13 protein-coding genes are annotated in these 11507 nt (G+C 71.5%); 8 read left to right on the top strand and 5 right to left on the bottom strand.

What is annotated here, in order from left to right; genetic code table 11:
- The 4 genes from ACFY5C_RS13065 to ACFY5C_RS13080 all read left to right on the top strand — a co-directional run.
- The coding region (locus ACFY5C_RS13065) for a PhoH family protein (RefSeq protein WP_389443818.1) at nucleotides 1-236 on the top strand (236 nt) is incomplete at its 5' end.
- A 15-nt stretch (nucleotides 237-251) separates the two neighbouring features.
- Nucleotides 252-749: an rRNA maturation RNase YbeY gene (gene ybeY, locus ACFY5C_RS13070; protein ID WP_004001382.1), complete on the top strand. Its 498-nt coding sequence runs from the start codon at nucleotides 252-254 to the stop codon at nucleotides 747-749.
- Entirely contained in the window at nucleotides 746-2053 is a 1308-nt protein-coding gene (locus tag ACFY5C_RS13075) for a hemolysin family protein (RefSeq protein WP_389443820.1), read from the top strand. Before ybeY ends, ACFY5C_RS13075 begins: the two co-directional genes overlap by 4 nt.
- 20 nt (nucleotides 2054-2073) lie before the next feature.
- Nucleotides 2074-2433, top strand: a complete 360-nt coding sequence (locus ACFY5C_RS13080; RefSeq protein ID WP_362382373.1) for an MmcQ/YjbR family DNA-binding protein — start codon at nucleotides 2074-2076, stop codon at nucleotides 2431-2433.
- Here the strand turns inward: ACFY5C_RS13080 and ACFY5C_RS13085 are convergent.
- Nucleotides 2395-3852 (bottom strand): MFS transporter, encoded by a 1458-nt coding sequence (locus tag ACFY5C_RS13085; protein WP_389443822.1) that lies wholly within the window; start codon nucleotides 3850-3852, stop codon nucleotides 2395-2397. The two genes, ACFY5C_RS13080 and ACFY5C_RS13085, sit on opposite strands and share 39 nt — an antisense overlap.
- A gap of 157 nt (nucleotides 3853-4009) precedes the next feature.
- Between ACFY5C_RS13085 and ACFY5C_RS13090 the strand changes: the two genes are divergently transcribed.
- Nucleotides 4010-4831 (top strand): helix-turn-helix transcriptional regulator, encoded by an 822-nt coding sequence (locus ACFY5C_RS13090; protein WP_389444133.1) that lies wholly within the window; start codon nucleotides 4010-4012, stop codon nucleotides 4829-4831.
- A gap of 28 nt (nucleotides 4832-4859) precedes the next feature.
- Nucleotides 4860-5213: a cytidine deaminase gene (locus ACFY5C_RS13095; RefSeq protein ID WP_389443824.1), complete on the top strand. Its 354-nt coding sequence runs from the start codon at nucleotides 4860-4862 to the stop codon at nucleotides 5211-5213.
- Nucleotides 5214-5271: 58 nt separating this feature from the next.
- Here ACFY5C_RS13095 and ACFY5C_RS13100 read toward each other — a convergent pair whose 3' ends face one another.
- Nucleotides 5272-5661, bottom strand: a complete 390-nt coding sequence (locus tag ACFY5C_RS13100) for a nuclear transport factor 2 family protein (RefSeq protein WP_389443826.1) — start codon at nucleotides 5659-5661, stop codon at nucleotides 5272-5274.
- 112 nt (nucleotides 5662-5773) lie between these two features.
- On the opposite strand from ACFY5C_RS13100, the gene ACFY5C_RS13105 reads away from it, so the two are divergent.
- Nucleotides 5774-6577: a VOC family protein gene (locus tag ACFY5C_RS13105; RefSeq protein WP_389443827.1), complete on the top strand. Its 804-nt coding sequence runs from the start codon at nucleotides 5774-5776 to the stop codon at nucleotides 6575-6577.
- A gap of 371 nt (nucleotides 6578-6948) precedes the next feature.
- On the opposite strand, the gene ACFY5C_RS13110 is transcribed toward ACFY5C_RS13105, so the two are convergent.
- The 3 genes from ACFY5C_RS13110 to ACFY5C_RS13120 all read right to left on the bottom strand — a co-directional run bounded on the left by ACFY5C_RS13110 (nucleotide 6949) and on the right by ACFY5C_RS13120 (nucleotide 10511).
- On the bottom strand, nucleotides 6949-8106 hold the full coding sequence (locus ACFY5C_RS13110) for a carbohydrate kinase family protein (protein ID WP_389443829.1): 1158 nt from the start codon (nucleotides 8104-8106) through the stop codon (nucleotides 6949-6951).
- Between the two features lie 222 nt (nucleotides 8107-8328).
- Nucleotides 8329-9618, bottom strand: a complete 1290-nt coding sequence (locus ACFY5C_RS13115) for a glucarate dehydratase family protein (RefSeq protein WP_389443831.1) — start codon at nucleotides 9616-9618, stop codon at nucleotides 8329-8331.
- Nucleotides 9615-10511: a 5-dehydro-4-deoxyglucarate dehydratase gene (locus ACFY5C_RS13120; RefSeq protein ID WP_389444135.1), complete on the bottom strand. Its 897-nt coding sequence runs from the start codon at nucleotides 10509-10511 to the stop codon at nucleotides 9615-9617. Before ACFY5C_RS13120 ends, ACFY5C_RS13115 begins: the two co-directional genes overlap by 4 nt.
- Nucleotides 10512-10721: 210 nt before the next feature.
- On the opposite strand from ACFY5C_RS13120, the gene ACFY5C_RS13125 reads away from it, so the two are divergent.
- On the top strand, nucleotides 10722-11504 hold the full coding sequence (locus ACFY5C_RS13125) for an IclR family transcriptional regulator (protein WP_389443833.1): 783 nt from the start codon (nucleotides 10722-10724) through the stop codon (nucleotides 11502-11504).
- Nucleotides 11505-11507 lie beyond the last annotated feature (3 nt).

Below are 11507 nucleotides of genomic sequence, written 5' to 3' on the forward strand. Positions count from 1 at the left end.
GTGACGTCACCCAGGTCGACCTCCCGGACGGCACCAAGTCCGGTCTGCGGCAGGTGCAGGACATCCTGGACGGCGTCGACGACGTGCACTTCTCGCGGCTGTCGTCCCACGATGTCGTCCGGCACAAGCTGGTCGGCCGTATCGTCGACGCGTACGAGAAGTTCGACAACACGCACGGCACCCAGAACGGCACGCACAAGGGCCGCGGCGGCAAGGCCGGGCACAAGGGGAAGTAGAGAACACGCGCGACCATGTCGATCGACGTCAACAACGAGTCCGGAACCGAGGTCGACGAGCAGGCGATCCTCGACATCGCCCGCTACGCCCTCGCGCGGATGCGCATCCACCCGCTCTCCGAGCTCTCGGTGATCGTCGTGGACGCCGACGCCATGGAGCAGCTTCACATCCAGTGGATGGACCTGCCGGGTCCGACGGATGTCATGTCCTTTCCGATGGATGAGCTGCGACCGCCTTCGAAGGACGACGACGAGCCTCCGCAGGGGCTCCTCGGTGACATCGTGCTGTGCCCCGAAGTCGCCGCCAAGCAGGGGGCCGAGGCGCCCACGCAGCACTCCATGGACGAGGAGCTCCAGTTGCTCACCGTCCATGGCGTGCTGCATCTGCTCGGGTACGACCACGAGGAGCCCGACGAGAAGGCCGAGATGTTCGGCCTGCAGGCCGCCATCGTGGACGGCTGGCGTACGGAGAAGGGCCTGACCGGCCCCTCCCCGGCCCCGACCGTGTCATGAGCCTCCCCCTCGTCTCCGGCGCGATCGCCCTGGTGGTCGTCGCCTGGCTCGCCGCCTGCGCGGAGGCGGGCCTGGCGCGCGTCTCCAGCTTCCGCGCCGAGGAAGCCGTACGCAGCGGGCGCCGCGGCAGCGAGAAGCTCGCGCTCGTCGCGGCCGACCCGACCCGCTATCTGAACGTGGCGCTGCTGGTGCGCGTGGCCTGCGAGATGGCCGCCGCCTCGCTCGTCACCTACGCCTGCCTCCAGGAGTTCGACAGCACCACCGAGGCGCTGCTGGTCGCGATAGCGGTCATGGTGCTGGTGTCGTACGTCGCCGTCGGTGTCTCCCCGCGCACCATCGGCCGCCAGCACCCGCTGAACACGGCGACGGCGGCGGCGTACGTGCTGCTGCCGCTCGCGCGGATCATGGGGCCGATCCCCCCTCTGCTGATCCTCATCGGCAACGCGCTCACCCCCGGCAAGGGCTTCCGCCGCGGCCCGTTCGCCTCCGAGGCGGAGCTGCGGGCGCTGGTCGACCTCGCCGAGAAGGAGTCGCTGATCGAGGACGAGGAGCGCCGCATGGTGCACTCGATCTTCGAGCTGGGCGACACGCTGGTGCGTGAGGTCATGGTCCCGCGGACCGACCTCGTCGTCATCGAGCGCTACAAGACCATCCGCCAGGCCCTCACCCTCGCCCTGCGCTCCGGTTTCTCGCGTATCCCGGTCGTAGGGGAGAGCGAGGACGACGTGGTCGGGATGGTGTATCTGAAGGACCTGGCCCGCAAGACGCACATCTCCCGGGACGCGGAGAGCGAGCTGGTGTCGACGGCGATGCGGCCCGCCGTCTTCGTACCGGACACCAAGAACGCCGGTGACCTGCTGCGCGAGATGCAGAAGGAGCGCAACCACGTCGCCGTCGTCATCGACGAGTACGGCGGCACCGCCGGCATCGTCACCATCGAGGACATCCTCGAGGAGATCGTCGGCGAGATCACCGACGAGTACGACCGTGAGCTGCCGCCGGTGGAGGAACTCGGCGAGGACCGCTACCGCGTCACCGCCCGCCTGGACATCACCGACCTCGGCGAGCTGTACGGCCTCGACGAGTACGACGACGAGGACGTCGAGACGGTCGGCGGGCTGCTGGCGAAGGCACTCGGCCGCGTCCCGATCGCCGGTGCGTCGTCCCTGGTCGAGCTCCCGGACGCCCGGGAACTCCGCCTGACCGCGGAGGCGTCGGCCGGTCGCCGGAACAAGATCGTGACCGTGCTCGTGGAGCCGGTGGGTCCGGCCGGCCACCTGGGCGAGAAGACCAGGGCCGAGTGACGGAGTGACGGAGTGACGGAGTGAACCCTCAGGAGCTGCGTGCGTTCTGCCTGTCCTTCAACGCGACCGTGGAGGACTTCCCGTTCAACCCGGAGACCTCGGTCTTCAAGGTGCTGGGCAAGCTCTTCGCCCTGACGAACCTGGACGCCCGGCCCCTGACGGTCAACCTCAAGTGCGACCCGGAGGACGCGGTCCGCCTGCGCGGCGAGTATCCGGGGCTCATCGTCCCCGGCTATCACATGAACAAGCGGCACTGGAACACGGTGACCGTCGACGGCGAGCTCCCGGACCGTTTCGTCCGGGAGCTCGTCGAGGACTCGTACGACCTGGTCGTGGCGGGCCTACCGAGAGCCGACCGGCTCCGCCTCGACCGCCCCTGAGCCACTCTCCCTCCGCAGGCCGACGGCGATCAGGACCGCGGCGACCAGGACGATCGCCGCGTCGAGCGCCAGCACGGTGCGGGTGCCGGAGAGCAGGTCACCGGAGGTCGTCGCGAGGACACCCAGCAGCGGGATGCCGATCGTGATGCCGACCTGCTGGGTCGAGGTGACCAGGCCGGTGGCCAGACCCTGCTCCTCGTCGGGGACGCCGGAGGTGACGGTCAGGCCGTAGGAGATGATCGCGCCCAGGTGGAACATGCTCGCCAGCGAGACTGCGGCCGTGACGAGCCAGACGGACCAGACGTGCGCGTTCAGGAACAGCAGGGCGACACCGAAGGCACCCTGGCCGGCGAGCGAGACGACCAGGATGCGGCGCGCGCCGAGACGGCTGATGAACCTCGGCGTGAGCGAGCCGGCGATCACCGACATGACGCCCTGCACGCCGAAGACCAGGCCCGTCTCCCAGGCCGACAGCCCGAGCACTTCCTGCAGGTACAGGGTGAGGACGAAGACCACCGTCGACATCATCGAGAAGGTGACCAGACCGCCCAGGTTGCCCCATGCCACGGTGCGGCGGCGCAGCATGGGCAGGGAGACGAGCGGTGACTCGGTGCGGGACTCGACGACCACGAAGGCCGCCAGGAGCGCGAGGCCCGCGATCAGGGTCGCGATGACGTCGGCGCGGGCGAAGCCGTGGTCGGCCGCCGTCGTGAGGGCGTAGATCAAGGACAGCAGACCGCCGGTGACGGTGATCGCGCCGGGCACGTCCAGGTGCGGGCGCTGCGGGGTGCGGGACTCGGGCAGCAGGCCGGGCGCGAGCGGCAGCACGACCAGGGCGAAGACGGCGAGCAGGCCCATCGTGGAGCGCCAGCCGAGCGCGTCGGTCAGGACGCCGCCCGCGACCACGCCGATGGTGAAGCCGAGGGACATCAGCGTCCCGGAGATGCCGAGGGCGCGGTCCCGGGCGGGGCCTTCGGCGAAGGTGGTGGTCAGCAGGGACATGCCCGTCGGGACGATGAGCGCGGCACCGAGACCCTGCAGGGCGCGTCCCGCGAGGAACGACGCCGGGTCCCATGCGAACGTCGCGAGCACCGAGGCCGCGGCGAACAGGGCGAGTCCGGCGAGGAACAGTCTGCGGCGGCCGTACAGGTCGCCGATGCGGCCGAAGAGGAGCAGGAAGCCGCCGGACGGCAACGCGAACGCCGTCACCGCCCACTGCAGCGCCGAGGGGCTCATGCCGAGGTCGGCGCCGAGGACGGGGAGGGCGACGTTCAGGACGGAGAAGTCGAGCGCGACCATGAACTGGGCGGCGCACAGGACGAACAGGACGAGTTTGTCGCGCGTCGACATCCGGGGGGACCGGGGGGTGCCGAGCGGTGGGGTGGGAGTGGCAGGGGGATTGGTGGTGTCGATCGCCATGGGCAAGAGCCTGCGGGCACCGGAATAGCCGTGGGGAGCGGGAAGTTGTCCTGGTGGTGGCACCACCAGCCACCGGGATGAGGGGGATCCGTACGTGTCCGACGTGTCCGGGAGCGCGCTGAAGAGTCATCGGCGGCGCGAGCTGCGCGAGTTCCTGATGAGCAGGCGGGCCCGGGTGACACCGGGCGAGGCGGGGCTTCCGGACGGCGGGGCGCGGCGCCGTACGCCGGGGCTGCGGCGCGAGGAGGTCGCCGTGCTCGCCGGAGTGGGCGCCTCCTGGTACCAGTGGCTGGAGCAGGGGCGGGACATCTCCGTGTCGCCGCAGGTGCTGGACTCGGTGGGCCGGGTGCTGCGGCTGAGCAACGCCGAGCGCCGGCATCTGTATCTGCTGGCCGGCCTGAATCCGCCGGCCCCCGAAGTGGCGCCCGAGAAGCGGGACATGTGCGACGGGCTGCGGCGGCTGATCGACGCGTGGATGCCGTATCCGGCGCACATCATGGACCGGTACTACAACGGCGTGCTCTACAACGACGCCGCCGCGACCGTGCTCGGGATGCGGCCCGGCAAGCGGTGGAACTGCCTGATCGACTTCTTCACGGACCCGATGTACCGGTCGCGTTCGAGGAGTTGGGAGCAGAACGCCCGCACGGTCGTGGCGCAGTTCCGTGCGCTCTGCTCGGCCTCTCCCGACGACGAGGGCTTCCGTTCCGTGCTGGCCGAGGCGAAGGCGTCCAGCCCGGAGTTCACCGCGCTGTGGGAGCGGCGCGACATCGAGGACGCCGGGCAGATCCGCAAGGAACTGGACCATCCGCTCGTCGGGCTGCTGTGCATGGAGTCGAGCGTGATGCAGATGCCGGTGCGGCCCGACCTGTCGATCGTCCTGCACACGCCGCTGGACGAGGCGAACACGGCGGCGAAGCTCGAGTGGCTGGCCTCCCCGGAGGGACGGCGCGGGGCCATGTACCCCGTGGCCGGTTAGCGCGGGCGCCGCTACGTATGCTCAGGTCATGACCGAGAACAGCGCGCTCGACCCCGAGGACCGCAAGATCGTCACCCTGGCCCGTTCCGCACGGGCCCGCAACGGTGTGCCCGAGGGTGCGGCCGTACGGGACGAGACCGGCCGTACCTATGTCGCCGGGACGGTCGCCCTGGACTCCCTGAAGCTGAGCGCGCTGCGGACTGCGGTGGCGATGGCGGTGGCGTCGGGGGCGAAGTCGCTGGAGGCGGCGGCGGTCGTGACGGAGGCCGAGGAGGCCTCGGACGAGGACCGCGCGGCGGTACGGGACCTCGGTGGACCGCAGACGCCGGTGCTGGTGGCGGGACCGGACGGGGCGGTGCGTACGACGGTGACGGCGGGCTGAGGGTTCAGAACGCCCTCGCCGTCCCGGAGATTCGGGAGGCCCTCGCTCTTCCGGGAGTTCAGGTCCGGGCCGCCGGGGTGATGTGGCTGAGCACGCAGCGCCAGCGGTCGTCCCGCCGTACGAAGACGTCTGTGGTCCACTCGTCGGCGTCGAAGCGCTCGCCCTTGTAGTGGGCGGTGTTCGTGATGCGTGCCGTCACGACCGCCGAGTCGCCGTGCATGCGGATCCTGGGCTCGCCGACAAGTCGGAACGACGAGTGGGTCAGCTCGCCGGACTCGACGAACGACAGAAACTGCTCCCTGGTCGAGATGCCCGACTCGGAGACGATGGCCCAGTCGTCGGCCATGAAGTCGGCGATCCGCGCGGGGTCGTTGGAGACCATCGCCGCCGCCCAGTCGTGCGCGACGGCGGCGAGGGCATGTCGGTCGTGAGGCTCGTCGTCCCTCATGGCCGGATCGTAACCAGAGCCGGCGGGCACGGCACCCCGTCGCGCCACGACGGGCGGTTGTCAGTGCCGGGTGTCACGCTGAGGTCATAGCGGCTCTGCGAAGGGACTCGTCATGATCACCACTGACCTCGCGCCCGGCTCCCCTTGCTGGCTCGACCTCGGCGCCCCCGACGTCCGGGCCGCCGCGGCCTTCTACGGCGCGGTGCTCGGCTGGGAGTACGAGTCCATGGGCGAGGGCGGCGACATGGAAGGCGGCATGTTCAAGAAGGACGGCAAGATCGTCGCCGGGCTCGGCAAGCTCACCGAGGAGGGCGCCCGCTCGGCCTGGATGATCTACTACGCCGTCACCGACGCGGACGCCACCACGCAGGCCGTGGAGCGCGCGGGCGGCACGGTGCGGGTGCCGCCGCGGGACCTCGACGACTGGGGTCGGATGGCGCAGTACGACGACCCGCTGGGCGGCCAGTTCGCCGTCTGGCAGCCCGGGAAGCAGGGTGCCTTCGAGCTGGCGGACGAGACGGGTTCGCTGTCGTGGACGGAGCTGTACACGACGGACGCCGCGGGCGCGAAGGAGTTCTACAGCGGTGTCTTCGGCTGGCAGTTCAGCGACATGCCGATGCCGGGTGGCGGGGGCGGCGCGTACACCCTCATCACCCCGGCCGGGCAGCCCGAGGAGCGCATGCAGGGCGGCCTCATGGAGCTCCCCGTGGAGAACCTCGTACTGGCGGGCGGGCGGCCGTACTGGCACCCGGTCTTCAACGTCACCGACTGCGACGCCGCGGTCGCCAAGGTCACCGAGAACGGCGGCAGCGTGCAGATGGGGCCGGATGACGCGGAGGGCGTCGGCCGGCTGGCGGTGTGCGTGGACCCGTCGAACGCGGACTTCGTGGTGCTTACGCCGGCCACGCCCAGCTGATCCGGCCGCGGGAGGGCCCCACGCGCGGGAGGCGGCGCGGGTCCTGACCGTCGTCGGTCCTGGCCGTCGTCGGTCCCGGCCGGCGCGGCCCCAGCCGTCGTCGGTACCAGCCGTCGTCGGTCCCAGCCGTGGTCGGCCTCGGGCGTCGTCGGTCCCAGCCGTGGTCGGCCTCGGGCGTCGTCGGTACCAGCCGCCGTCGGTCCCCGGCCGTCGTCGGTCCCCGGCCGTCGTCGGTCCCAGCCGTCGTCGGCCTCGGGCGTCGTCGGTACCAGCCGTCGTCGGCCTCGGGCGTCGTCGGTCGCGGCCGCCGTCGGTCCCGGCCGTCGCCGGTCCCAGCCGTCGTCGGCCTCGGGCGTCGTCGGTCCCTGTCGTCACGCCGACCGGCGGAATCCGATCGTCGGCACCGCCCGCCGCAGCGGCCAGGGGCTGCCCTGCTCCTGCGGCACCAGGTCGGCCAGGAACGCGTACCGGCGCAGGGCCTCGGGGTCCTGCCGGTCGAGGGACTGGACCTGACGCCACCAGGCGCCGATCTCGGCCCAGCCGGGGGCTGAGAGGGAGCCGCCGAACTCCTGGACGGACAGGGCGGCTGTCAGGCCCGCGAAGGCCAGCCGGTCGGCAAGCGGCCAGTCGGCCAGGGTCCCGGCGACGAAGCCGGCCACGAAGACGTCACCGGCGCCGGTCGGGTCCAGGGCCTCCACGGCGATCGCGGGGACGACAGCTGTCTCCCCGGTCCTGCTGTCCACCGCGTACGCGCCCTCCGCGCCGAGGGTGACCACCGCGACCGGGACGTGCTCGGTCAGGGCGTGGGCCGCCTCGCGCGGGCAGTCGGCGCCGGTGTACCGCATGGCCTCCTGCGCGTTCGGCAGGAACGCCTCGCAGTGTTCCAGGTCTGCCAGCCCTGCCAGGTCCCACGCCCCCGTGTCGTCCCAGCCGACGTCGGCGAAGATCCGGGCACCCTTGCGCGCGGCCTGCGCGATCCAGGGCGCACGTGTGCCCGGCACCAGGGAGGCCACGGCGGCCCGCGCGCGGGGCGGGCAGTCCGGCGCCGGTTCCTCCGGTGGCGGCTCGTGGCCGTGGGAGACCATCGTGCGCTCCCCCTCGTACGCCATCGAGACCGTCACCGGCGAGTGCCAGCCCGGCACCGTGCGCGACGGCGAGAGGTCGATGCCCTCGCCGTGCTCCAGCGCGTCCCAGCAGTACTCGCCGTAGTGGTCGTCGCCGAAGGCTGCCGCGAGCGACGTCTTCAGGCCGAGGCGGGCCAGGGCGGTGGCCATGTTCGCCACGCCGCCGGGGCTCGAACCCATCCCGCGCGCCCAGGACTCCGTTCCACGGACGGGGGCGGAGTCGAGGCCGGTGAAGATGATGTCGAGGAAGACCGTGCCCGTGAGATACACGTCCCACGGTGGGTCGGCGGCCGTGCGCAGGCCGGCGAGGGGGTCGACCTGGGTCCGGCGGTACGGCCCCCCAGCTCTGGACGACGGCCTCTGGGGCGAGGCTCCCTTTCCGGTCGGCGCGGTGGGCGTGGTCACGGTGCGCTCCCTGACGTGGTGCTGATCTGGCCAGTCTGCACCACACCACTGACAACGCCACCGCGATCTTGCCAGAGCCCCTCCCGGTCCCGTCCCGCGCCCTTCCGCGCCCCCACTGCGCCTCTCCCGCGCCTCTCCCGCGCCTCTCCCGCGCCTCTCCTGCGCCTCTCCTGCGCCCCTCCTGCCCCTCGTGAACGACCTACCGAGGCGGTCGGCGAGGTGCTACCAGCGCGGCACCGAAGGCGTGACCCAGCCGGGCTCGGCGACCCGCATCGCAGCCGCGTCGTCGCGGTCCCGCAGCGAGCCGTCGTCATCCAGCCACCGCCGGTGCAGCTCCGCGAGCCGGTCGCGGTCCAGCTCGACGCCCAGGCCGGGCGCGTCCGACACGGCGACCCTGCCGCCCTCGAAGGTCAGGCGCTCGGTGAGGACGTCCTCGGACTGCCAGGGGTAGTGGGAGTCGCAGGCGTGGTGGAGGTCCGGGACGGTCGACGCCACATGGGTCATCGCGGCCAGGGAGATGCCCAGATGGGTGTTGGAGTGCATGGACACCCCTACGCCGAAGGTGCGGCAGATCGAGGCCAGTTGCTGGGTGTTGCGCAGCCCGCCCCAGTAGTGGTGGTCGGAGAGCACGACCTGCACGGCGTCCTTCGTGAAGGCCTCCTTGATCTCCGCGAACGTCGTCACGCACATGTTGGTCGCCAGCGGCACCCCGGCCTGCGCGGCCACCTCGGCCATACCGGCCGTACCCAGCGTCGGATCCTCCAGGTACTCCAGGACGTCCCCGAGCTCCCGCGCCACCTTCAGCGAGGTCTCCACGGACCAGGCCCCGTTGGGGTCGAGGCGCAGGGGGTGGCCGGGAAACGCGTCCGCGAGCGCCCGTACGGCGGCGATCTCCTCGTCCGGCGGGAAGACACCGCCCTTGAGCTTGAAGGAGGTGAACCCGTACCGCTGTGTGAACCTCCGCGCCTGCTCGACGACCCCGGCCGGGTCGACCGCGGCACCCCAGTCGTCCTTCTCGGCCGCGACGCCGACCGGGTGACCGGCCCACTTGTAGAAGAGATACGCGCTGTACTCGACCGCGTCCCGCACCTTGCCGCCGAGCAGGGCGTGCACGGGCAGCCCGAGTGCCTTGCCGAGGGCGTCGAGGCAGGCGACCTCGAAGCCGGAGACGACGGACAGCCGCAGCTTGTCGGCGGTCTGGACCCCGCGCAGCCCGCCGACGTCGACCTGTCCGGACACCCGGGACCGGTCGACGGCCACCTCGTCCGCGACGACGAACAGCCCGTTGAGGTCACTGACTTGATGACCGATCAGTTTCTGCGCGAACGGCCGGGCGAGCTCCAGGTACTTGGTGTCGCCGTACGTCTCGCCCACCCCCGTGATCCCGTCGGCCGTCACGACCTCCACGATCAGGCGGGGCGTGTACGGCTGATGGATGCCCTGGGTGTTCAGCAGCGGCGGGTCGGCGACCAGGATGGGCGTCAGACGGACATCGGTGATCGTGAGGTTCACAGGGCGGCTCCTACGAGTCCGAGTCCGGTGGCGAGGAGAGTACGCAGGTCGGCCAGGTCACCGGCCGACGGGTCGGTGAGCGGGGCGCGTACGGGGCCGACGGGGCGGTCGCGCAGCCGTGCCGCCGCCTTGACCAGTGACACGGCGTATCCGGGCACCCGGTCGCGGAGCTCGACGAGCGGGACATAGAAGTCGCGCAGCAGCTTGTCGGCGGTGCCGTGCTCGCCACCCTGGAGTGCGGCGAAGAAGGCGTTCGCGATCTCGGGGGCGAAGGCGTGGACGGCGGAGGAGTAGGCCGGGACGCCGACGGCGGCGTACGCGCGGGCCTGGATCTCGGCGGTGGCGGCCCCGTTGAAGAAGAGGAAGCCCTCGGGGGCGGCGAGGGTGAGGCGCTGGAGGCGGTCGAGGTCGCTGTGGCCGTCCTTGAGGCCGATGACGTTCGGGATGCGGGCGATCCGCTGCAACGAGTCGGCGGTGAAGGCGACTTGACCGCGCTGGTAGGCGATGAGCGGGAGGCGGGTGCGGGCCGCGATGTGCTCCAGCTGGGCGACCAGTCCGTCCTGCGGGGCGGCGACGAGGTAGTGCGGCAGGACGAGGAGGGCGTCGGCGCCGGCCTCCTCGGCGATGTGCGCGAACCGCGCGGCCTGCGCCCAGCCGTATCCGATCCCGGCGACGACCGGCATCCGTCCGCCCGCCTCCTCGACGGCGATGGAGACGACCTGCCGGTACTCGTCCTCGTCCAGCGAGAAGAACTCACCCGTGCCACAGGCGGGGAAGACCGCGCCGGGGCCGGTGGCGACCTGGGCGGCGACATGGGCGCGGAGGCCGTCCGGGTCCAGCGAGCCGTCCTCGTGGAAGCTCGTGAGGGGGAACGACAGCACGCCGTGCGCCATGCCGTCCCGCAGACGCCGGGTCGTGTCGGTTTCGAGGCTCACCTTGTCCGTATCGACGCTCACCGTTGCATCTCCCCATGTAGATGTCATCCACGTATGAGAATTGAGATTAGATACGCGAACCCCGACCGTCAATGCCACGGTCGACCCGAGGCGCTTTCCAGGGCCCTTTCCGGGGCGTTTACGAGGTGCTCCGATTACCATCGCCCCATGTCAGAGACAGGCGGCGTCCGTGAGGTGAAGTCCGCGGCGCGCACGGTGGAGTTGCTGGAGCTCCTCGCCGCGCGCGGCGACCGTCCTGCTCGCCTCCAGGAGCTGGCCGACGCACTCGAAGTGCCGCGCAGCTCCATGTACGCGCTGCTGCAGACCCTGATCTCCCGCGGCTGGGTCCGCACGGACGTCACCGGCTCCCTCTACGGCATCGGCATCCACGCCCTGCTCACCGGCACCAGCTACCTCGACTCCGACCCGCGCGTACGCGCCGTACGCCCGTATCTCGACGAGGCGTCTCAGGCGCTGGGCGAGACGATCCACATGGCGCGGCTGGACGGCCGGGACGTTGCGTATCTGGCGACGCGCGAGTCGCACGAGTACCTGCGGACGATCAGCCGGGTCGGGCGCCGGCTCCCCGCGCACGCGGGAGCGCTGGGAAAGGCGCTGCTCGCCGAGCGCCCGGACGACGACCTTCCCGAGGGCCCGTACGAGCCCCTCACCCCCCGCACCCACACCACCCGGGACTCCCTCGCCGCCGACCTCGCCGAGGTGCGGGCGCGCGGCTACTCGATCGACCGCGAGGAGGGCGTCCCCGGCATCGTCGGCTTCGGCTTCGCCCTGCGCTACGACTTCCCCGCCCAGGACGCGATCAGCTGCTCGGTGCCGGTGGCGCGACTGTCGGCGGGGCATGAGGAGCGGATCGTCGCGGTGATGCGGGAGATCAGGGCGAAGATCGAGGCGACGGCTCCTGCGGCGGGCGGGGCGGTGCACTGGCGTTAGCGC

Origin of the sequence: Streptomyces sp. NPDC012935, from assembly GCF_042900345.1 — a bacterium.
Taxonomy (GTDB): domain Bacteria; phylum Actinomycetota; class Actinomycetes; order Streptomycetales; family Streptomycetaceae; genus Streptomyces.

Coding starts and splice junctions, on each gene's coding strand:
- ybeY (WP_004001382.1), top strand. CDS start 252: ATGTCGATCGACGTCAACAACGAGTCCGGAACCGAGGTCGACGAGCAG.
- ACFY5C_RS13075 (WP_389443820.1), top strand. CDS start 746: ATGAGCCTCCCCCTCGTCTCCGGCGCGATCGCCCTGGTGGTCGTCGCC.
- ACFY5C_RS13085 (WP_389443822.1), bottom strand. CDS start 3,852: ATGGCGATCGACACCACCAATCCCCCTGCCACTCCCACCCCACCGCTC.
- ACFY5C_RS13090 (WP_389444133.1), top strand. CDS start 4,010: ATGAGCAGGCGGGCCCGGGTGACACCGGGCGAGGCGGGGCTTCCGGAC.
- ACFY5C_RS13095 (WP_389443824.1), top strand. CDS start 4,860: ATGACCGAGAACAGCGCGCTCGACCCCGAGGACCGCAAGATCGTCACC.
- ACFY5C_RS13100 (WP_389443826.1), bottom strand. CDS start 5,661: ATGAGGGACGACGAGCCTCACGACCGACATGCCCTCGCCGCCGTCGCG.
- ACFY5C_RS13105 (WP_389443827.1), top strand. CDS start 5,774: ATGATCACCACTGACCTCGCGCCCGGCTCCCCTTGCTGGCTCGACCTC.
- ACFY5C_RS13120 (WP_389444135.1), bottom strand. CDS start 10,511: ATGGCGCACGGCGTGCTGTCGTTCCCCCTCACGAGCTTCCACGAGGAC.
- ACFY5C_RS13125 (WP_389443833.1), top strand. CDS start 10,722: ATGTCAGAGACAGGCGGCGTCCGTGAGGTGAAGTCCGCGGCGCGCACG.